The organism is Stutzerimonas stutzeri (genome assembly GCF_000952685.1).
GTDB classification, from domain to species: Bacteria; Pseudomonadota; Gammaproteobacteria; order Pseudomonadales; family Pseudomonadaceae; genus Stutzerimonas; species Stutzerimonas stutzeri_E.
In genome coordinates, this window is record NZ_JYHV01000014.1 from 319,531 (window position 1) to 339,643 (window position 20,113).

The 20,113-nt window shown below is 63.8% G+C and carries 27 protein-coding genes and 2 pseudogenes; 26 read left to right on the plus strand and 3 right to left on the minus strand.

What is annotated here, in order from left to right; translation table 11 throughout:
• The 18 genes and pseudogenes from UF78_RS08295 to UF78_RS08375 all read left to right on the plus strand — a co-directional run bounded on the left by UF78_RS08295 (position 1) and on the right by UF78_RS08375 (position 10,544).
• Positions 1–1,011 (plus strand): phage major capsid protein, P2 family, encoded by a 1,011-nt coding sequence (locus UF78_RS08295; RefSeq protein WP_045161640.1) that lies wholly within the window; start codon positions 1–3, stop codon positions 1,009–1,011.
• 3 nt (positions 1,012–1,014) lie between these two features.
• Complete coding sequence (gene gpM, locus UF78_RS08300; protein WP_045161642.1) at positions 1,015–1,743, plus strand: phage terminase small subunit; 729 nt, start codon at positions 1,015–1,017, stop codon at positions 1,741–1,743.
• Between the two features lie 95 nt (positions 1,744–1,838).
• Positions 1,839–2,303 (plus strand): head completion/stabilization protein, encoded by a 465-nt coding sequence (locus UF78_RS08305; protein ID WP_045161644.1) that lies wholly within the window; start codon positions 1,839–1,841, stop codon positions 2,301–2,303.
• Complete coding sequence (locus UF78_RS08310; RefSeq protein WP_045161646.1) at positions 2,303–2,512, plus strand: tail protein X; 210 nt, start codon at positions 2,303–2,305, stop codon at positions 2,510–2,512. The genes UF78_RS08305 and UF78_RS08310 overlap by 1 nt, the downstream gene beginning before the upstream one ends.
• Entirely contained in the window at positions 2,503–2,958 is a 456-nt protein-coding gene (locus UF78_RS08315) for a hypothetical protein (RefSeq protein ID WP_045161647.1), read from the plus strand. The genes UF78_RS08310 and UF78_RS08315 overlap by 10 nt, the downstream gene beginning before the upstream one ends.
• Positions 2,942–3,265, plus strand: a complete 324-nt coding sequence (locus UF78_RS08320) for a phage holin, lambda family (protein ID WP_423831465.1) — start codon at positions 2,942–2,944, stop codon at positions 3,263–3,265. The genes UF78_RS08315 and UF78_RS08320 overlap by 17 nt, the downstream gene beginning before the upstream one ends.
• The gene (locus UF78_RS08325; protein WP_045161649.1) at positions 3,262–4,080 is read left to right on the plus strand and encodes an N-acetylmuramidase domain-containing protein; all 819 of its coding nucleotides are present in this window, start codon (positions 3,262–3,264) and stop codon (positions 4,078–4,080) included. The genes UF78_RS08320 and UF78_RS08325 overlap by 4 nt, the downstream gene beginning before the upstream one ends.
• Entirely contained in the window at positions 4,077–4,283 is a 207-nt protein-coding gene (locus UF78_RS08330) for a hypothetical protein (RefSeq protein ID WP_045161650.1), read from the plus strand. Before UF78_RS08325 ends, UF78_RS08330 begins: the two co-directional genes overlap by 4 nt.
• A gap of 44 nt (positions 4,284–4,327) precedes the next feature.
• A pseudogene (locus UF78_RS22845) lies at positions 4,328–4,639 on the plus strand (DUF2570 domain-containing protein); the annotation flags it as partial.
• Positions 4,569–4,811, plus strand: a pseudogene (gene lysC / locus UF78_RS23100) (Rz1-like lysis system protein LysC); the annotation flags it as partial. The pseudogenes UF78_RS22845 and lysC, both read left to right, overlap by 71 nt.
• Positions 4,812–4,825: 14 nt before the next feature.
• Positions 4,826–5,311 carry a phage tail protein gene (locus UF78_RS08340; RefSeq protein ID WP_045161652.1) on the plus strand — a complete coding sequence of 162 codons (486 nt, stop codon included), beginning with the start codon at positions 4,826–4,828 and terminating at the stop codon, positions 5,309–5,311.
• Positions 5,304–5,762 (plus strand): phage virion morphogenesis protein, encoded by a 459-nt coding sequence (locus UF78_RS08345; RefSeq protein WP_045161653.1) that lies wholly within the window; start codon positions 5,304–5,306, stop codon positions 5,760–5,762. Before UF78_RS08340 ends, UF78_RS08345 begins: the two co-directional genes overlap by 8 nt.
• Positions 5,763–5,830: 68 nt before the next feature.
• Positions 5,831–6,358, plus strand: a complete 528-nt coding sequence (locus UF78_RS08350) for a phage baseplate assembly protein V (protein ID WP_045161654.1) — start codon at positions 5,831–5,833, stop codon at positions 6,356–6,358.
• Entirely contained in the window at positions 6,355–6,708 is a 354-nt protein-coding gene (locus UF78_RS08355; RefSeq protein ID WP_045161656.1) for a GPW/gp25 family protein, read from the plus strand. The genes UF78_RS08350 and UF78_RS08355 overlap by 4 nt, the downstream gene beginning before the upstream one ends.
• A complete protein-coding gene (locus UF78_RS08360) occupies positions 6,705–7,616 on the plus strand; it encodes a baseplate J/gp47 family protein (RefSeq protein ID WP_045161657.1) in 912 nt (303 codons plus the stop codon). Before UF78_RS08355 ends, UF78_RS08360 begins: the two co-directional genes overlap by 4 nt.
• Positions 7,616–8,236 carry a phage tail protein I gene (locus tag UF78_RS08365; RefSeq protein ID WP_045161658.1) on the plus strand — a complete coding sequence of 207 codons (621 nt, stop codon included), beginning with the start codon at positions 7,616–7,618 and terminating at the stop codon, positions 8,234–8,236. Before UF78_RS08360 ends, UF78_RS08365 begins: the two co-directional genes overlap by 1 nt.
• A complete protein-coding gene (locus tag UF78_RS22425) occupies positions 8,233–9,954 on the plus strand; it encodes a phage tail protein (protein WP_052679282.1) in 1,722 nt (573 codons plus the stop codon). The genes UF78_RS08365 and UF78_RS22425 overlap by 4 nt, the downstream gene beginning before the upstream one ends.
• A gap of 2 nt (positions 9,955–9,956) precedes the next feature.
• Complete coding sequence (locus tag UF78_RS08375; RefSeq protein WP_052679283.1) at positions 9,957–10,544, plus strand: hypothetical protein; 588 nt, start codon at positions 9,957–9,959, stop codon at positions 10,542–10,544.
• A gap of 42 nt (positions 10,545–10,586) precedes the next feature.
• Here UF78_RS08375 and UF78_RS08380 read toward each other — a convergent pair whose 3' ends face one another.
• The gene (locus UF78_RS08380; RefSeq protein ID WP_045161659.1) at positions 10,587–11,141 is read right to left on the minus strand and encodes a hypothetical protein; all 555 of its coding nucleotides are present in this window, start codon (positions 11,139–11,141) and stop codon (positions 10,587–10,589) included.
• 141 nt (positions 11,142–11,282) lie between these two features.
• On the opposite strand from UF78_RS08380, the gene UF78_RS08385 reads away from it, so the two are divergent.
• From UF78_RS08385 to UF78_RS08410, 7 genes are read left to right on the plus strand one after another with little or no spacing between them, the layout of a single operon-like run.
• Positions 11,283–12,476 (plus strand): phage tail sheath protein, encoded by a 1,194-nt coding sequence (locus UF78_RS08385; protein WP_045161660.1) that lies wholly within the window; start codon positions 11,283–11,285, stop codon positions 12,474–12,476.
• A gap of 47 nt (positions 12,477–12,523) precedes the next feature.
• Positions 12,524–13,039 carry a phage major tail tube protein gene (locus UF78_RS08390; protein ID WP_045161661.1) on the plus strand — a complete coding sequence of 172 codons (516 nt, stop codon included), beginning with the start codon at positions 12,524–12,526 and terminating at the stop codon, positions 13,037–13,039.
• Between the two features lie 54 nt (positions 13,040–13,093).
• Complete coding sequence (locus UF78_RS08395) at positions 13,094–13,393, plus strand: phage tail assembly protein (protein WP_052679284.1); 300 nt, start codon at positions 13,094–13,096, stop codon at positions 13,391–13,393.
• An 8-nt stretch (positions 13,394–13,401) separates the two neighbouring features.
• The gene (locus tag UF78_RS22565) at positions 13,402–13,539 is read left to right on the plus strand and encodes a GpE family phage tail protein (protein WP_080890571.1); all 138 of its coding nucleotides are present in this window, start codon (positions 13,402–13,404) and stop codon (positions 13,537–13,539) included.
• Positions 13,514–16,036 (plus strand): phage tail tape measure protein, encoded by a 2,523-nt coding sequence (locus UF78_RS08400; protein ID WP_045161662.1) that lies wholly within the window; start codon positions 13,514–13,516, stop codon positions 16,034–16,036. Before UF78_RS22565 ends, UF78_RS08400 begins: the two co-directional genes overlap by 26 nt.
• 15 nt (positions 16,037–16,051) lie before the next feature.
• Positions 16,052–16,492: a phage tail protein gene (locus tag UF78_RS08405; protein ID WP_045161663.1), complete on the plus strand. Its 441-nt coding sequence runs from the start codon at positions 16,052–16,054 to the stop codon at positions 16,490–16,492.
• On the plus strand, positions 16,489–17,745 hold the full coding sequence (locus UF78_RS08410; RefSeq protein WP_080890572.1) for a phage late control D family protein: 1,257 nt from the start codon (positions 16,489–16,491) through the stop codon (positions 17,743–17,745). Before UF78_RS08405 ends, UF78_RS08410 begins: the two co-directional genes overlap by 4 nt.
• A gap of 137 nt (positions 17,746–17,882) precedes the next feature.
• On the opposite strand, the gene UF78_RS08415 is transcribed toward UF78_RS08410, so the two are convergent.
• Positions 17,883–18,836, minus strand: coding sequence for an endonuclease (locus tag UF78_RS08415; protein WP_045161664.1), 954 nt, complete (start codon positions 18,834–18,836; stop codon positions 17,883–17,885).
• Positions 18,837–19,191: 355 nt separating this feature from the next.
• Between UF78_RS08415 and UF78_RS08420 the strand changes: the two genes are divergently transcribed.
• A complete protein-coding gene (locus tag UF78_RS08420) occupies positions 19,192–19,698 on the plus strand; it encodes a hypothetical protein (RefSeq protein ID WP_045161665.1) in 507 nt (168 codons plus the stop codon).
• 158 nt (positions 19,699–19,856) lie between these two features.
• On the opposite strand, the gene UF78_RS08425 is transcribed toward UF78_RS08420, so the two are convergent.
• Positions 19,857–20,045 (minus strand): hypothetical protein, encoded by a 189-nt coding sequence (locus UF78_RS08425; RefSeq protein ID WP_045161666.1) that lies wholly within the window; start codon positions 20,043–20,045, stop codon positions 19,857–19,859.
• Positions 20,046–20,113 lie beyond the last annotated feature (68 nt).

Here is a 20,113-nt window from a genome sequence, read left to right on the forward strand (position 1 = left end):
ATGCGTAACGAAACCCGCAAATTGTTCAACGGCTACCTGCAGCAGGTGGCCAAGCTCAACGGCGTCGACAACGCCACCGAGAAATTCAACGTCACCCCGACGGTCCAGCAGAAGCTGGAAAGCGCAATCCAGGAGGCCAGCGGCCTGCTGAAGCGCGTTAATGTCATCGGTGTTGAGCAGCAAGAAGGCGAAGCGCTGCTATTGGGCGTCAACGGCCCGATCGCCAGCCGTACTAACACCAAAAACGGCGGACGCCGTAACCCGGCCGACCGTAGCGCCCTGACAAAGGACAGCTACAGCTGCAAGCAGACCAACTTCGACAGCGCGTTCCCTTACGCCCTGATCGATGCCTGGGCTAAGTTTCCGGACTTCCAGGTACGCCTGTCTGGCTCCATCACCGAGCGTCAGGCGCTGGACCGCATCATGATCGGCTTCAACGGCACCAGTGCCGCAGCCGCCACCGATATCGCTGCCAACCAGCTCCTGCAGGATGTCAACGTCGGTTGGCTGCAAAAGATCCGCGCCGGTGCAGCTGACCGCGTCCTCGACGAAGTCGTCGAAGCGTCTGGCAAGGTCACAATTGGCGCCGCCGGCGACTACAAAACCCTGGACGGCGTGGTATTCGACGCCGTGCAGATGCTCGACCCGTGGCACCGCAACCACCCCAACCTGGTGGTCATGGTTTCCCGCGATCTACTGCACGACAAGCTGCTCGCCGCAGTAGAGAAGGGCGCCGCTTCCAACCAGGAAGAAAACGCAGCGGACCAGATCGTCACAAAGGCTCGCCTCGGTGGTCTGCCGATCGTTGATGCGCCGTTCTTCCCGGCCGGTACCGTGCTGGTCACGACCCTGTCGAACCTCTCGATCTACTTCCAGGAAGGCGCTCGGCGCCGTCATGTGAAGGACGAGCCGGAATACGACCGCATCGCCGACTATCAGTCGAGCAATGATGCCTACGTGATCGAAGACTTCGGTCTGGTCGCCCTGGTTGAAAACATCGAGGCGGTGTAAGTCATGCTCAGTCCAGCCCAGCGCAACCAGCTGCGCAAACGCGCAGCCTTGCAGGCTGCTGTGGTAGCCCCGGCCATTTCGATGGCCGGGGCTACCGCCTACGAACAGCAGCTGCTGCAACTCAACCAGGACAGACTGCGCCTCAAGCAGGTGCAGTCGGAGCAGGGCAAGGCCGAGCTCAAGCGCACGTTGATCCCTGCCTACGCGCCCTACATCGAAGGTGTGTTGGCCGCCGGCAACGGCGCCCAGGACGACGTGCTTACCACCCTCATGGTCTGGTACATCGATGCGGGTTACTTCGCCAATGCGCTCGATATCGGTGCTTATGTGCTCAAGCACAACCTGAAGATGCCTGATCGCTTCGCCCGCACCACCGGTTGCCTGCTGGCCGAGGAAGTGGCCAACGGTGCGCTCAAAGTGCAGAAGGCCGGCGGCTACTTCCCGCTGTACGTGCTCGAGCAGGCCCAAACCATCACCGCCGCGCATGACATGCCCGATGAAGCCCGCGCCAAGCTGCACCTGGCAACAGGCAAGGCGATGCTGGGCATGGTCGACGAGCAGCAGCTGGACGGCGAGTTGCTCGAGCAAGCCAAGGCGCAACTGGCCAAGGCCATCGACCTGCACGGCAGTTGCGGCGGCAAAAAGGATCTGGAGCGCGTCGATCGCCTCCTCAAGAAGCATGCGGAAAGCAAGCCAACCGAACCCGGTACCGGCGAGCCACCCGCTAACTGAGCGTCCCCCACGCACTCGGCGGCTCGGGGCTGATCAGCAGTTTTCTCCTTGCCTTGCTGTGACGCCCCGACCACCGCCGAACTAGGGAAGAATTCATGAGCGCATTCATCGCATCAGGGGGCAGCCAAGCGCCGCACCCCATCACCAACGATGGCTGGTTTCCTGACCTGGACGGCCAGCACATGCGCGAATCCCTGCGCCTCGACGGCAGCATCACCGATGCCCGCCTGGAAGTCGCAGCCGTCAACGCGGTGATCGAAGTCAACCGCGAGCTCGCCGACTACCAAGCCCAGCGCCAAGCCGAAGGGCATGCCGACCTGGCCAGCGTACCGGCCAAGCAGATCCAGGGCGAAAGCCAGCTGCTGCACCTTTACCGCCGCGCCATCTACTGCAGCGCCGGCGCCGAGCTGGCCGAGCGCTACCGCGATTACAGTGCCACCGGCGACGGTGCCGAGCGCGCCGAAGCACTCACACCCACCGCCGACGAATACCGTCGCGACGCCCGCTGGGCGATGCGCAGCATCCTCGGCCGCGTGCACACCACCGTGGAGCTGATCTGATGGCCAGCCTCCGCGCCCAGCAAGGCGACACCGTGGACGCCATCTGCTGGCGGCACTACGGCCGCACCGCCGGCGTAGTCGAGCAAGTTCTCGATGCCAACCCCGGCCTGGCCGACCTCGGCCCGGTCATCCCTCACGGCACGCTGATCGAGCTGCCGGAACAGGCCGTGCGAGCCGAACAACGCCAAATGGTGAACCTATGGGATTGATCTACCTCGCGCTCTACAAGGGCAAAGGCACGCTGTTCAACCGCTTGATTCGCCTGTGGACGCGCTCGATCTACAGCCACTGCGAGCTGGTCATGCCGGACGGCCGCTGGTTGTCCGCCTCGGCCATGGACGGCGGCGTGCGCGCCAAACGCATCGAGCTCGACCTTGCCCACTGGGACCTGATACCGGTGCCCTGGGCCGACGCCACGCGCATCGAGCAGCTGTTCAGTGCCAACCAGGGCCGCGGCTATGACTGGCTGGGCCTGCTCGGCAGCCAGATCCTCCCCATCACCATCGACAACAAACGCCGGATGTTCTGCAGTGAATTCTGCGCCGCCGGGCTGGGCTATCCGCTCCCGCAGCGGTACAGCCCGGCTCTGCTTGGCGAAGTAGTCCGGCACATCCACACACTCAACCTTGGACAGCGGAATGAAGCACATGCCTGACAGACCGGAAACCTGGGCGTGGCTCGCCGCCTGGTTGGAAGCCAACTTTCCGGCCCTCTACGCCGGCGCGCTCGCCATGCTCATCGCCGTGTGGCGGATCATTTACAGCGGCGGCAAGTTGCGTCAGCTCGCGCTCGAGGCGCCGCTTTGCGGGCTGCTCGGCATCGGCGTGTCCTACGGCCCCGCGTTGATCGGCGCGCCCCAGGAGGCTGGGGTATTCCTCGCCTGCATGGTCGGCCTATTCGGCGTCGAAGCCAGCCGCGCCGCGGCGAAGAGAGTGATCATCAAGAAGGCAGACCAGCTATGACCGCACTCCGTAACGGTTCGCGCGGCCTGGCCGTTCGCCAACTCCAAACACAACTCAACCACCTCGGCGCAGCGCTGGAGGTCGATGGCGACTACGGCGAAATCACCGAAGCCGCCGTGCGCGCCTACCAACTCAAGGTCGGCCTGGTTGACGATGGCGTGGCTGGGTCCAAGACCCTCGCCGCTCTGGCCGGCGCCGATATCTCCCGGCTGCTCAAGCGCAAAGACCTGCAACAGGCCGCCAACCGTCTCGGCGTCCCGCTGGCCAGTGTCATGGCCGTCAACCAGGTGGAAAGCCGCGGCGAAGGGTTCGCCAGCAACGGTCGCCCGGTGATCCTCTTCGAACGGCACGTCATGTTCGAGCGCCTGCAGGCCAACGGTTTGACCGAAGCCGAGGCCGACCAGCGCGCCGCGCAGTATCCCGCCCTGGTCAACCGCCGCACCGGTGGCTACGCCGGTGGCACCGTCGAGCATCAGCGCCTTGCACAGGCCAAGCAGATCCACACCGCATCGGCGCTGGAATCGGCCAGCTGGGGGCTGTTCCAGATCATGGGCTACCACTGGGAGCGCCTCGGCTACCTGGACGCGCAGCACTTCGCCGACACCATGGCGCTCAGCGAGGCCGCCCAGCTCGACGCCTTCGTCTGCTTTATCGAAACCGACCCGGCACTGCACAAGGCGCTGAAGGGTAAGAAGTGGGCCGAGTTCGCCAAGCGCTACAACGGCCCGGCCTACGCCAAGAACCTCTACGACGTGAAGCTCGCCCGAGCCTATGCGCGGTTCGCTGGCGAACACGGCCAGGAGCAGGCCGCATGATCGACCACGAGCAGATCCGCAAGCACAGCCCCCAGGATGGCGATGTGTTCGAGCTGCCGGCCGACACGTCGCCGCAGCTGGCAGAGCAGTTCGCCGAGGCATTGCACGTCGCGGTACCGGGCGTGCGCTGCCTGGTGCTGATCGGCGAGGTTCGCCAGATGGATGAAGCCGCCATGAACCTCGCCGGCTGGTACCGCCAATGAACAGCTGGAAAGTCTGGCTCGCCATCGCAGCCGTATTCATCGCCATGGCCGTTGCCCTCAACTTTCAGGCCCAACGTATCGACGCTGAATCCGCCAGGGCGGATCTGGCCACCGAACGCCAGCAAACGCTCGAGCAGCGCAACGAGCGGCAGGCCGCAACCATCGTCCGCCTCGGTGGCGAGGTCGCCACGCAGCGCGCCGACCAGCTCTCACTGCAGCAGACCACCAGCGACCTGCATCAAGCCCACGCCACCGATCAGCTCAAGAAGAAGGAACGCCAACGCCATGACCCACCTCTGCAAAGCTGGGCTGATCAGCCTCTGCCTGATGCTGCTCGCCGCCTGCACCAACGTCCCACCATCACCGGAGCCGCAGGTTACCGTCAGTGGCTGTCCAGTCGTGACGCGCTGCACGCTCAACCCGGCAGCGCCGGCCAGTAACGGCGAGCTCAGCGATGACAGCGATTACCTCATGAGCGCCTGGGCCGAGTGTGCGGCCAAGGTCGATCTGGTGGTTGACCACAACCAGCGGGGCGCCCAGCCATGAACAAGCCCGAATCCCTCCGCGCCCACCTGGTGGCCGCAGTGCCCGAGCTCAAGCGCAACCCGGATCGCCTTTTGACCTTCGTCGACAACGGCAGCATGCGCAGCACCGCCGCACCGGGCCTGTCGTTTGAGTACAGCTACACGCTCAACATCATCCTCACCGATTTCGCCGGCCATCCGGATGCAGTGGCCATTCCTCTGTTCGCCTGGGTGCTGGTCAACCAGCGTGAGCTGATGGAGAACCTGGAGAAGGGCAGGGACGCCATTAAGTTCGAGGCGGACATCCTCGACAACAGCAAGGTGGACCTGTCCATCACGCTGCCGCTCACCGAGCGCGTAATCGTCAAGCGCCAGGCCGATGGCACGCTGCAGGTCAGCCACCCGGCTGAGCCCGTGGTCGATGACGAACTGTTCCTTGTACCGGCAATGCGCGTAGAGACCAGCGACGGCGAGCTGCTCGCCGAGTGGGGCGCCAATGGCTGATGACCTGCAGGCGCTCGAAGACTGGGCCGGCGCGCTGCTCAATCGCCTGCAGCCGGCAGAGCGCCGCAAAGTCACCCAAGCCGTTGCCCGCGACCTGCGCCGCAGCCAGCAGCAGCGCATCGCCGCACAGAAAAACCCGGACGGCACGCCCTTCGCCCCGCGCAAGCCCCGCCAGCCGCTGCGCGCCAAAGCGGGCCGCATCAAGCAGCGCAAAATGTTCGCCAAACTGCGCACCGTCCGTTACCTGCGGCTGCAGAGCGATGCCTCGAGAATTGCCATCGGCTTCGCCGGCCGCGTGTCACGCATCGCCCGCATTCACCAGTACGGCCTGCGCGACAAACCCGGTCGAGAAACGCAGGATACCCAATACGCCCGCCGCGAACTTTTAGGATTCAGTTCTTCGGATGTGGAGTTGATCCGCGACCGCCTGCTCGAGCACCTGGTCCCCTGACCCTGTAACGCCCACCGCTACACAGCCCAGCGAATGCGCCGCGCGCGCGCGACCGCCAGCATGGGCCCATGAACATTTCTGACCTGACTCGCCGCCTCGACAACCTGATCCGCCTCGGCATCATCGCCGCGGTGGACCACCAGGCTGCGCGCTGCACGGTCGCTACCGGTGGCCTCACCATCCCCAATGTGCCATGGCTCGCCCTGCGCGCCGGCAGCAGCCTCGACTGGGATCCGCCAACCGTCGGCGAGCAATGCATCCTTTTCAGCCCTAGCGGCGAACCGTCTCAGGGCATTGCCCTGGTCGGGCTCTACTCACAGCAACGTCCGGCCCCGGCGAACAGCGCCAACGTGCGCCGCCGGACATACCCGGACGGGGCTGTTATCGATTACGACCACGACAGCCACACGCTCACCGCCACGCTACCTGATGGTGGCAAGGCGAAGATCACCGCGACCGGCGGCGTCACCATTCTGGGCGATGTCACCATCACCGGGCTGGTAACGGTCAGCGATGACGTGATCGCAGCAGGCATCAGTCTGGTCACCCACAAGCACCCCGGCGACAGCGGCGGCATCACTGGAGCCCCGCAATGATCGGTATGTCAGCCACTACCGGCCGCACACTCAGCGATGCCGCGCACCTGCAGCAGTCGATCGCCGACATCCTCACCACGCCGATCGGCTCACGCGTGATGCGCCGCGAATACGGCAGCCAGCTGCCGGACCTGATCGACGCCCCGTTTAACGACGCCACCCGCCTGCAGGCCTATGCCGCCACGGCCATGGCCCTGATGCGCTGGGAGCCGCGCATCCGCTTGAGCCGCGTGCAGCTCAGCCTCGGCGATGCGCCCGGCCAAGCCGTGCTCGATCTGGAAGGCACCCGCACCGACAGCAACGAGCCGCTTAGCTTGCGCGTGCCGCTCGCCTTGGGAGCCGCAGCATGACCACCTTCACACCCATCGACCTCGCCCAGCTGCCCACGCCGGACGTGATCGAGCAGATCGATTTCGAGCAGATCTTCGCCGAACGGAAAGCCTACGCCGTCAGCCTGTGGCCGGCGGAAAAGCAGGCTCAGATCGCCGCCACCCTGGAGTTGGAATCCGAACCGCTGACCAAGCTGCTGCAGGAGAGCGCCTACCGCGAAACCCTCTGGCTCCAGCGGGTCAACGAGGCCGCGCTCGCCGTGCTGCTGCCGTTCGCCAAGCGTGCTGACCTGGAACAGATCGGCGCACGCTTCAACGTGGCCCGCCTGATCGTCACCCCGGCCAACCCCAGCGCCGTGCCGCCAGTAGCGGCTGTGATGGAACAGGACGAGCCCCTGCGCGAACGCATCCAGATGGCCATGGAGGGGCTGAGCACCGCCGGCCCGCGCAACGCCTACATCTACCACGCCCGCAGCGCCGATGGCCGCGTGGCGGACGCCTCTTGCATCAGCCCCAGCCCGGCCGAGGTCGTCGTCACGGTGCAGAGCGCCCTGGGCGACGGCAGCGCCGATGCCGACCTGCTCGCCGCGGTGGATGCCTACCTCAGCGACGAGGACCGCCGCCCTGTCGCCGACCGCCTCACCGTTCAGGGCGCGGAGGTGCTGCCCTACAGCGTCAACGCCGTGCTCTGCCTCAACACCGTCGGCCCCGAGGCTGAGCCGATCCGCGCCGCCGCCGAGGCCCGCGGGCTCGCCCTGGTCAGCCAGCGCCGCCGCCTGGCGCAGGAGGTCAACCGCTCAGCCCTGGACGCCGCCCTGCACATCGAGGGCGTCAAGCGAGTCGAGCTGCCCGGCTGGGTTGACGTGGTCGCCACCGAAACCCAGGCGCCGTACTGCACTGGCTTCACCGTCACGGTGGCGGAGTCCTGATGGCGAGCCTCAGCCTGCTACCACCCAACGCCACCGAGCTGGAACGCCTGGCCGCCGAGGCGCTCGCCCAGCTGCAGCGCGTACCCGTGCCGCTGCGTGACCTCTGGAATCCGGACACATGCCCAGCCGAGCTGTTGCCATACCTCGCCTGGGCCTATTCCGTTGATCGCTGGTCCAGCGCCTGGCCCGAGCGAGCCAAGCGCGATGCCATCCGCGCCGCGTACTTCATCCACGCCCACAAGGGGACCATCGGCGCACTTCGCCGTGTGGTAGAGCCCCTCGGCTACCTGATCGAAATCCGCGAGTGGTGGGAGGAAGCCCCGCTAGGTGTACCCGGCACCTTCCGCCTATTGGTCGGCGTGCTCGATACCGGCATCACCGAGGTCATGTACCAGGAACTGACCTGGCTCATCGACGACGCCAAGCCCGTCAGCCGCCATCTGGTGGGCCTGGCCATCGGTCTGGAGACGCGCGGGACTATCTATATCGCCGCCGCGGCAATGGATGGCGAAACCCTCACCGTTTACCCCTACGCCCCCGGCCCGATCGAGGTCAGTAGCCAGTCGCTGCTGTTCGGCGGTGCTGATCACTCCATCGACACACTGAGCGTCTACCCATGAGCCAGACCTACTACGCAATCCTGACCGCCGTGGGCGAGGCCAAGCTGGCCAATGCTACGGCTCTCGGCACTCCATTACAGATCAGCCGCATGGCAGTTGGTGATGGCAACGGCGTCCTGCCGACCCCCAATCGCGACCAGACTACGTTGGTCGCTGAGCAGTACCGAGCCGATCTGAATACGCTGCAGACAGATCCTGCCAACGCCAGCCAGGTGATTGCCGAGCTGGTGATCCCGGAAACCACCGGCGGATGGTGGATCCGCGAGATGGGTCTTTATGACGCCGCTGGCGACTTGATCGCCGTCAGTAACTGCCCGCCAAGCTACAAGCCGCAGATGTCCGAAGGTTCTGGTCGAACCCAAGTGCTGCGCATGGTGCTGATCGTCAGCAGCACGGCTGCCGTGCAATTGAAAATTGACCCATCCGTCGTCCTAGCAACCCGCGATTTCGTCGTGACAACGGTTGCCACCGAGTTGGCGAAGCTGGACAGCAAGCAATCGGTCCGCGTCGCAACCACGGCGCCCATCACGCTCAGCGGATTGCAAACCATCGACGGTGTCGCGTTGGCCGCGGGCGACCGGGTTCTGGTTAAGAACCAGGCGACTGGCTCACAAAACGGCATCTACGTGGCCGCCTCGGGCGCCTGGTCGCGCGCTGCCGATGCAGACGCCTCGCTCGAGGTGACACCCGGCATGTTGGTGCCCGTGGAGCGAGGTGCTGTCAACGGCGACAGTGTCTGGCAACTGGTTACTGACTTCCCAATCGGCCTGGGCACGACATCGCTGATCTTCGAAATCGCAACAGGCCCGAGCGGTGTAGCAGCCGGGACCTACCGAAGCGTGACGGTAGACAAGCGAGGGCGAGTGACTGGTGGGACGAACCCGACAACGCTCGCGGGCTACGGCATCACCGACGCGCTGGGCTGCAAGATTGGCCTAGAGACTGAGGCGGCCGAAGTAAGCTGGAACACGCTTGTGGGAGAGGGGCTTCACCGTAGGCTGATCATGGGCAATAACCCTGATGGCCCCGGCCCGGCGCTGCACTTCTACTGCCGCACATACGTGCGCATCACGCCGACAGCTTCGGGCGGTGCCTTGCAGCAATTCGCTGAGCCATACGGCACACCGACCTCCGCGGGGCAAATGTACTGGCGCGGCATGAATGGCACGACCTGGACGCCCTGGGCCAAGGTTGTCATCTCTGACGATCACGCCGATCAGGTTGCTGCAGAAACCGGCACCTCAACCTCGCTCTGGATGAGTCCGCTTAGAGTCTTTCAGGCCATTGCCAAGAAGGTCGTTCAGGCGACGGAAACGGTACTTGGTGTAGCGAAAGTCGCGACCCAAACACAGGTCAATGCCGGCACTGATGACGCGACGATCGTCACACCCAAGAAGCTACGCCTTGGCTTCGCCATGAGCTTCACCGCTGCAAGCGGCTACTTGTTGTTTCCAACGTGGCTTGGCGGTGCGCTGTTTCAATATGGAAGGGCAACTCTGAGCGCTGATACTGAAACAAGCTTCACTTGGCCATTGGCTTGGCCAGAGGCGTGCTACGCCTTGGCCGGCGGCGTTCTGACTGCGGCCAGTCGGGAGCAGGATGGAGTAGCTGCTCAGTTTCGAGCTTTAACGCAGACCAGCGTGGTCATCAACCGGCAGGACATTGGGACAACGGTTGCTAGTTCGCGCGAGATTTTCGTGCTAGGAATGGGGAAGTAATCATGAATCCAATAATCTACTGCCCATCAACCGGCGGCTTTTACCTGCCTGGAATGGAGCCCTCGGGGCTTGAATGCGTCGAAATCAGCGAAACCGATCATCTAGCACTGAGGAATCTGCAGGCAGCTGGAAAATTAATCCAGGCAGATGCCACCGGTCACCCGGTGGCCGTTGATCCGCCAGTCCTCCCACCATCAACGGATCAGCTCTGCCAGCGCATAGACAAGGCAGCCGACGCCGCCCGCGCAGCTGTGGTCGGTGACCCAACCAGAACAATCGAATACGAGCGTGCAGCAGCCGAAGCGGCCCAGTTCAAGTCCGCCGGCTACCCAGCGGACAACGTGCCCCGCACCGTCACCGCCTGGGCCATCAACGGCCGCACCGCGCAGCAGGCGGCAGACGACATCCTCGCCGAGGCCGCGGCCTACACCGAGGCGCTGTACCAGATCCGCGAAACGCGCCTGCTGGCCAAGGAGCTCGTTCGCCAGGCGATGGAAGCGGGCGATACGCAACAGGCTCAGGATACTGCCGCCGAAACCATCGCCGCCATCCAGGCAGCAGTGGCCGGCGTGGGTAACGCCCAGCTTTAGATTGGCGCTTATTAACCGGTCCAGTTACCTGGACCGGGTGGGTTAGATCAGCGTTTGCAGCAGAGCGTTAGCGGATCGAGCGTACTGAAAAGCAGCTTGAGGAAAAGCGGCGATCACGGCTCCTACCAAGCCGACAACGGTGCTTATAACCGTGCCGCCCCACGACGAAGCAAGAGCCTGGGGAAGGGTTACTGCTTCGTGATAGCGGATATTGTCAAAACAAATGCGTAGGTGAGTCTTCATCACTTGGTTGCTGAATTCCAAGCTGGAGACTTTCTCTTTAATCTCGTCGACCGAAGCGGACACGTCTTGGAGCAATCTAAACGTCTCCGACTTTTGGATATCGACACCCTGCATCCGATGGATGTGCGTGAAGTGGCTCGACTGCTTGTTTTCAGGCGCTGCGGTGGGCTCAAACTGGACGCGCATTGCAGCTAACTTGCTCATGGTCGTAAGTCCGATCGTCACTAGGCCTGCTGTAAGGGTTAGCGACAGACCGAAGCCAAGCATCGGGTTTTCATTAGCGCTTCCTAGTGCAATGAAAGCCGCAGCAATTACCAATGCTGTACCGAGCGTCATGAGGCATTTCTTCAGCATCTTGGTTTCTCCTTTAGATGCGCAATTGTACCTGCGCGCTGTAACACTCGCCGCTACACGGCCCGCTGCTCGCGGCTCTTGCGCGCGCGCGTCACGATCAAGGCTCACTGAACTGGCACCACGCCCACCAGGAGCTGCCCAATGGCCACCGATTACCATCACGGCGTCCGCGTCCTCGAGATCAACGAGGGCACACGTCCCATCCGCACAATCGCCACCGCCGTGGTGGGCATGGTCTGCACCGCCAGCGATGCCGACGCCACTGCCTTCCCCCTGAACAAACCCGTGCTGCTCACCGATGTGCTCACTGCTTCCGGCAAAGCCGGCACGCTGGGCACCTTGGCCCGCAGTCTCGATGCCATCGCCGACCAGGCCTCACCCGTCACCGTTGTGGTGCGCGTGGCTGATGGCGAAGGCGCAGACGAAACCGCACAGCAAGCCGACCTCACCACCAAGCTCATCGGCGGCGTGACCGCTGACGGCCAGTACACCGGCATGAAAGCACTGCTCGCCGCTGAGGCTCAGCTGGGCGTGCGTCCGCGCATCCTCGGCGTTCCGGGGCTCGACTCGCTGCCAGTCACCACTGAGCTGGTGGCGATCGCTCAGCAGCTGCGCGCCTTTGCCTACGCCAGCGCCTGGGACTGCGCCACTGTCTCCGAGGCCATCGCCTACCGTGCAGGCTTCGGCGCCCGTGAGCTCATGCTGATCTGGCCGGACTTCATCAACTGGGACACTGCGACCAGCGCCAACGTACCGGCCAGCGCCGTGGCTCGCGCCCTGGGCCTTCGCGCCAAGCTGGACGAGCAGGTTGGCTGGCATAAGACGCTCTCCAACGTAACGGTCAACGGCGTGACGGGCCTGTCGAAAGATATCTACTGGGACCTGCAGAACCCTGCCACCGACGCCGGCCTGCTGAACGCCGACGAGGTCACCACGCTGATCCGCCGTGACGGCTTCCGCTTCTGGGGCTCGCGCACTTGCACAGAGGATCCGCTCTTCGCCTTCGAGAACTACACCCGCACCGCCCAGGTGCTGGCAGACACCATGGCCGAGGCGCACTTCTGGGCGGTGGACAAGCCCATGCACGGCAGCCTGGTGCGCGACATTGTCGAAGGCATCAACGCCAAGTTCCGCGAGCTCAAGCGCAACGGCTACATCATCGACGGCGAGTGCTGGTTCGACCCGGCCGCCAACGACAAGGACACCCTCAAGGCCGGCAAGCTGTATCTGGACTACGACTACACGCCCGTCCCGCCGCTCGAGAACCTCATGCTCCGCCAGCGCATCACCGACCGCTACTTGGTCGACTTCGCGGCCAGCGTGACCTCCGCCTAACCCCATTGATCCGCGCGGCTCCGGCCGCGCCGTAGGAGAGCCCAGCCATGGCCCTGCCCAAGAAACTCAAGCAAATGAATCTGTACAACGATGGCGGCAGCTACGTTGGGCAGTGCAAGTCCGTCACCTTGCCAACCCTCGGCCGCAAGCTGGAGAGCTTCCGCGGTGCTGGCATGGACGGCCCGGTCAAGGTTGACCTCGGCCACAGCGACGACGGCATCCAGATCGAATGGACGCTCGGCGGCTGGGACCTAACCATGCTGCGCCAGTTCGGCGCCGTGCAGGCTGACGGTGTGATGCTGCGCTGGGCCGGTTCCGTGCAGCAGGACGACACCGGCGCGGTCACCGCCGTCGAGGTGGTTGCCCGCGGCCGGCATGAAGAGATCGACTTCGGCGATGCCGAGTCCGGTGAAGACACCGAGCACTCCATCACCACCACCTGCAGCTATTACAAGCTCAGCGTGGGCGGCAACGTGGAGATCGAGATCGACCTGCTCAACTTCGTGTTCATCGTCAACGGTGAGGATCGCCTCGCCGAACACCGCAAGGCCATCGGCCTGTAATTCCGGCGCCGGCCTCCGCGCCGGTGTTTTTTTCGCAATCCAAGGAGCCACCCCATGAGCAAGCCCACCTACAGCGACCCGATCGTGCTCGAGCAGCCGATCAAACGCGGCGAGACGACCATCACCGAAATCACCCTGCGTAAACCCGCCGCCGGCGAGCTGCGCGGCCTCAAGCTCGTCGACCTACTCAACGGTGACGTCAATTCCACCATTCGGCTGGTGCCGCGCATTAGCCAGCCTACGTTGACCGAGCAGGAGACTGCCGCCTTGGACGTGGCCGACCTGGTGCTCTGCGCGGATGCCGTAGCGGTTTTTTTGCAGAAGAAGGGGGCAGCGGAATCCCCCGCTGCGTAGATGACGTAATGGCGGACATCGCCCTGGTGTTCCACTGGGGTCCAGAGCAGATGAACGCCATGCCCCTGTATGAATTGATGGACTGGCGCGACCGCGCCCGAGAACGATGGGAGCGGACGCATGGCGCAGCGGGATCTAAACCTTAAGGTCAACCTCAAGGCCCTGGACAACGCCACCCGGCCGATGCGCACCGTGATGACCGGTGCCGTCGGCCTGGGCCGTGCCCTCAAGGAGACCCGCACCGAGCTGAAAGGGCTACAGGCCCAGCAGAAGGATGTTTCCAGCTTCCGCGCCTTGAAGGGCGAGAGCGAGAGCACCGGCGCGGCGCTCCAGGCCAACCGCGACAAGCTCAGGCAGTTGTCTCGCGAGCTGGCCAACACCGCCAGCCCCACCAAGGCACTGACCAATGAATTCCAGCGCGCTGCGCGCCAAGGCCAAGCCCTCAAGCAGAAGCACAGCGAGCAGCAGCGCGAGCTCCAGGGCTTGCGCGGCAAACTCAACGAGGCGGGCATCAGCACCCGTAACCTCGGCCAGCACGAGCGCGACCTGCGCAACAAAGTCACCCAGACCAACCAGACCCTGGCCCAGCAGGAAACGCGGCTCAAGCGGCTCACCGCCCAGCAAAAGCAGCTCGGCAAAGCCAAGGCTGAATACGAGCGCTCGCAGCAGCTCGCCGGCAGTATGGCGGGCGCGGGGGCCGGTGGGTTGGCCACCGGTGGCGGCATCCTCTACGCCGGCGCGCGGCTGTTGGCGCCGGGAATGGACTTTGACGCGAGCCAGAGCAAGGTTCAGTCGCTGACCCGGCTCAGTAAAGATTCGTCCGAGCTGAAGGCCCTGCGCGAACAGGCACGCCAGCTTGGCGCGAGCACCCAGTTCACTGCGATCGACGCCTCTGATGCGCAGGGCTTTCTCGGAATGGCCGGCTTCGACCCCAAGGCCATCCAGGCGGCCATGCCCGGCATGCTCGACCTTGCCAAGGCGGGCGACAGCGGCTTGGCCGAGACGGCGGACATCGCTTCCAACATCCTCACCGGCTTTAACCTGCAGGCCTCCGAAACCGGGCGCCTGGGTGACGTCCTGGTCGGCGCGTTCACCCGGTCCAACACCAACCTGCAGATGCTCGGCGAGACGATGAAATACGCCGCGCCGGTGGCAGCATCGGTAGGGCAAGACATCGAAACCGTCGCCGCAATGGCCGGCAAGCTGGGCGACGCGGGCATACAGGGCAGCATGGGCGGTACCGCGCTGCGCGCCATTCTCAACCGGCTGTCCGCGCCACCCAAGGCAGCGGCCAAGGCGCTGGACACGCTTGGCATCAGCGCTAAGGATGCAGACGGCAACCTGCGCGACATGCCCACCGTGCTGCAGGAGATCTACGAGAAAACCAAGACCCTTGGCGACGCTGATCGCGCGGGCTTGCTCAAAGCGATCGCCGGGGAGGAGGCGGTAGCAGGCATGCAGGTGCTGGTGGCCCAGGCGGGCAGCGGGGCGCTGCAGCAGTTTGTCAGTACCCTGCGCCACACTGAAGGCGAAGCCAGCGCAACGGCCAAGACTATGGCCGACAACATGCGCGGCGACCTCGATGCGCTGGGTAGCGCCTGGGATGACCTCGGCATTCAGCTCCAGGAGCAACAGAACGGCCCCATGCGTGACATCGCGCAGACGATCACCGGCATCGTCGGCGGCGTGAAGAGCTGGGTCGCGGAGAACCCCAGGCTGGCCAGCAACCTGGTCAAGACGGCGGCAGGTGTCGGCCTGCTGATGGCCGGCATGGGCGGGCTCACTCTGGCAATGGCCAGTATCCTCGGTCCGTTCGCCATGGTCCGCTACGGCATGATGCTGTTCGGCATCAACGGCCTGGGCGTGGCGACCACCCTCACCAATCTGGGCAAGAGGGCGCTGCCGCTGGTGGCCACCGGCTTGCGCCTGGTCGCGGCTGCAGCGATCGCCAACCCCGTTCTGGCACTGGTGACGGGGCTCGCCCTGGCCGCTGGGCTGATCTACGCCAACTGGGACCGCGTTGGGCCGTACTTCCTTGGCTTGTGGGCGGAGGTCAAAGAAGGGTTCAGCGGTGGGCTCGCCGGCATTGGCGAGCTGCTGCTCAACTTCAGCCCGCTCGGTCTGCTCTACCGCGCTTTCTCGGGTGTGATGAGCTACCTGGGCGTAGACCTGCCGGGCAAGTTCAGTGAGTTCGGCGGCAATATGATCAAGGGGCTGATCAACGGCTTCACCAGCATGTTCCCCCGGCTGACCGCCACGATTTCCGGCGCGGCAGACAGCGTGATCACCACCTTCAAGGGTCTGCTCGGCATCCACTCGCCGTCGCGAGTGTTCGCCGAGCTGGGTGGCCACACCATGGCCGGCCTCGAGCAGGGTTTGCAAGCGGGTGAGGGCGGTGCGCTCAAGCAGCTGGCGGGCACTGCCAAAAAGCTCACCACAGACGGCGCGGCCATCAGCTTCGATCGGCACCCACCGTTGGCTGCCGGCGCATCGTCGGCGGGTGCGATCACCATCCAGGGCGACACCATCACCATCATCGTGCAGGGCGGGGCGGGGCCGGACATCGCCCAGCAGATCAACCGCGCCCTCGACGAGCGCGAGCGCAACAAGCTGGCCCGCGCCCGTGCCGCCATTTTCGATTAAGAAGGAACACCGCTCATGATGATGGCCCTCGGCATGTTCGTCTTCTCGCTGGAGACGCTGGCCTACCAGGAATTCCAGCGCCAGACCGACTGGCGCCACGGCAGCACCTCGCGCATCGGCACCAACCCGGCGCGGCAGTTCACCGGCAAGGGCGACGACATCATCACGCTACCGGGCGTGCTTTTGCCCGCGCTGGCCGGCACCACGCTTAGCCTCGACACGCTGCGGTACATGGCCGACACCGGCAAAGCTTGGCCATTGGTGGAGGGCACCGGGCGCATCTACGGCGTGTGGGTGATCGAGTCGCTGACCGAGACGCGCACACTGTTCTTCCGCGACGGCGCCGCGCGGCGCATCGAGTTCACCCTCAAGCTCGCCCGCATCGATGATGGCCGTGTCGATCTGCTCGGCAGCGCTGTCAGCACGGCGGGCGACATTCTGCGGGGGCTGCTGTGATCGACCAGGTACTGAGCCAGGCCGCGGGCTACCTGAGCAAAGCCGGCGCGGCCTACCGCGACGCCACCGCCTACCCACAGCCGATCTGCCGGCTGGTGGTCAACGGGCAGGACATCACCGCTGCGATCGAGAAACGCCTGGTCGGCATCGAGCTCACCGATAACCGCGGCATCGAAGCGGACCAGCTCACCGTCAACCTGTCCGACCATGACGGGCTTATCGCCATTCCGCCGCACAGCGCCACGCTGCGGCTCTGGCTCGGCTGGAGCGACACCGGCCTGGTCGACAAGGGCACCTACACGGTCGACGAAACCGAACACAGCGGCGCGCCTGATCTGCTCAGTATCCGCGCCCGCAGCGCCGACCTGCGCGGCGGTCTCAAGGTGAAGAAGGAGCGCAGCTGGCACGGCCAGACGCTGGGCGCGATCGTCCAGGCCATCGCCGGCGCCCATGGGCTTGGCGCGGTGGTCAGCGCAGCGCTGAGCGCCATCGAGCTGGCTCACATCGACCAGGCCAACGAGTCGGACGCCAACCTGCTCACACGTCTCGGTGAGCAATTCGATGCCTTCGCGGCAATCAAGGCCGATCGGCTGCTGTTCATGGCGGTCGGCAAATCCGTTGCGGCCAGCGGCGCGACGCTGCCCCATATCAACCTGACCCGCGCAGACGGCGACCAGCACCGCTTCCTGCAGGCTGATCGCGACAGCTACAGCGGCGTGCGGGCGTACTACTACGAGGTCAACAGCGCCGAGAAGAAATCGGCCATCGCCGGCGGCGGCGACAACCTCAAGGAGCTGCGCCACTCCTACACCGACCAGCAATCCGCGCTGCGCGCCGCTCGCGCCGAGTGGAGCCGGCTGCAGCGCGGTACCGCCACGCTCAGCTACGTGCTCGCCAAGGGCCGGCCGGACCTGATTCCCGAGCTGACCTACAGCCTCAGCGGCATCAAGGCCGAGATCGCCGCCATCGTCTGGCTGGGCGCCAACGTGCGCCACAGCTTCACGCCTGACGCCTACACCACCAGCCTCGAGCTCGAATCAAAACTGCCGGACGCCGACGACGTCGCCGAGCTGGCCGAGGAGGGGACTTACACGGGGATCGTTGCCTGGTATCGCGATGAGAAGACCGGTAAGCAGCACAAACTCACCGAGGGCGACCAGGCCAACCCCAAGCGGCTGCTGCACCTGTATGCCGAAAAGAGCAGCGCCCAGCGCGCCGTGGAGCGGGAATGGAAACGCCTACAGAACGCCTGACCGAGCCAGCGACCCAGCAAGAGGAACCGCAGCGCTCGGCCTGGGAGCTGATCGACGAGGAGTGGGGCGGGAAAGATGCCCCGATGTGCATGTAGCAATGTGGGAGAGAGCACTTCCGCAGCGGATGTCGATTCTGATTATCGGCAATTGCCGGCCTTTCGATAGCCAGCGGCTGCGGCTTCGGTCTCGGAACGGAACGGCACCTGATTCTTTGGCGAAACCTTATCGTAGCTGGGGCAGCCCGCAGCGAGGTGATAGACCTTGCTGTTCCGATTGCCAATGATCGCTCCGCCGCTGGAGGCTTTGGACGATGGGGCAGCAGCAGCCCGGGCCGGAACAGCGCTCACTATTCCCTCGCGGGATGGCTTGTGCCCCAGGCTCCATGACCGATCCCCAGTTATGAACGGATTCGGGTGGCCCATCACCTTGGCGGTGCGCCTGTTCCATTCTTTCTCCCAAGCTGACACTGGGTATTGCTTATCCCAGGCCATGAGCAGCTGCTGTTGCTGCCTGGACATGGACAGCCCGTATCGGTCGTACATGTAGAAGGTGGAGCGCGCCACCAGCCCCTTGACGTCATCGCGTGGCTCGGCGGCTCGCTCCTTGAAATCCACGCGAGTAGGGCAGGCTCCGTATTGTTGAGCGACGCCGCTCACCATTCCGTATTGATAGTTGCTGCGGTCACCGTTCACCTCACCAACGGACGGATACAGGTTGAAGAGGTCCGCTTCCATCGCCCGGAATACTGGGTCACCCGAGACGCAGTTCTTCCGCCCGCCGTTCTGCCAGCACTGGCGCTGATGACCAAAGATCCAGGCCGGCACCATATGTTCCCACTCGATCCGATCCGCCCGAGTCTGCTGTGCTCGAGTTTCGTAGCCGCAGGACTCCGGATCGATCCTGCCGCCCGACTTGCCGGTCCATTTCCATTTACATCCACAGTAGAGCTCGCCCTGATCGCTGACCGCCTGGTCAAAGAAAATCTTCTGTTTGGCCATCACCTTGGCTGCAGTGAAGGTGGACGGCGCATCACCGTGGGCGTGTGAGACAAGGAAGAATGTGGCAAGCAATGCGGAAATAAAGCGGTTCATGCGAGCTGGAGCGCCAATCAAAAATGGGGGGCGCATACTACATCGGAGAGCTGGCCTGGTACCGCGACCAGTAGCCTCGAGCTCGAATCAAAGCTGCCGGACGCCGATGACATCCCGATCTGGTCGAGGAGGGCAGCTATACCGGCATCGTTGCCTGGTACCTCGACGAGAAGACGGGCAAGCAGCACAAACTCACCGAGGGCGACCAGGCCAACCCTAAACGGCTGTTGCACCGGTACGCGAGCAAGGCCAGTGCGGAGCGGGCGATCAAGAGGGGGATAAATGCGGCTGACTGGCGAGAATTGATGAAGGGACCTATCGTCCTGAGGCAATCTTCATTGTCAAGGAAAGCCCAATGAAAACTATATCAATTGCGATATTGCTCGGTTGTTCGCTTGCTGGCTGTTCAGGATTTGAGATCAGTCAGTCTGGCTATAAGGGTGGCACAGAGAAGCCAGGCGAGGGGTACGTCTTTTACGCACCAAAGCCAATGGCATTTCTGACTTGCAAGATCAGTGACAGCGGCGCTGTATCTCACGAGACGGAAATCAAATATGTTCCCGACTACTCGAAACCCTACACGTTGAAGGTGGTGAACCGCCTGGGCGATGCCGATCTGAAGTTCATGTTTACCGACGGCTGGAACCTCGCTGAGATCGGTAGCAACTACAAAAGTCCCGAAACGACTGCCGGCAAGTTGATTGACATTGCTGACTCAGCGATAGGCTCGTTCGACAAAGGTTCGAAAAGCGCAACATGTCAAAACCTCATATGTGAGCTAAGTGCCCTAGGGACCACTAAGGAAGCGTGCACACCGGTGGGTACAGTGAGTTGGCAAGGCGGAGAAAGCAATACGAAGTAGCCGGGGCCGGCTCCGACCAAAAGCTGCAGGCAAGAGTAAACAGGCTTGCGAAGGAGTATTCGTGAGCTGGAAAATTAAAAAGGCGCCGGTTCAGCGTTTAGTTTTCGCAAGGCTAAAAGCCAACGGCGCCTCCCGGTTTCAAATCCAGCCGATTCCGCTCAGCGCGAAGTGCTGTGCAAGGCCATTATCAACCGGGTTGCATAGTGCCGATCCGTCTTGTTGAGATCGAGGATCAAGCTCAGCAGTTTCTCTGGGGTGAGTTCCGGCACCGATCCCAGCTCACTCCCTCCCACCATTAATAGTTCGTAGATGGTGTCGTTCTCGTTTGGCGTTTCGTTCTTCGACATGTTTACTCCATACACGTCTACCGAGCGCCCGGCGCCTTCATGGCGCCTCCCAACCGCTCGGAGAACAA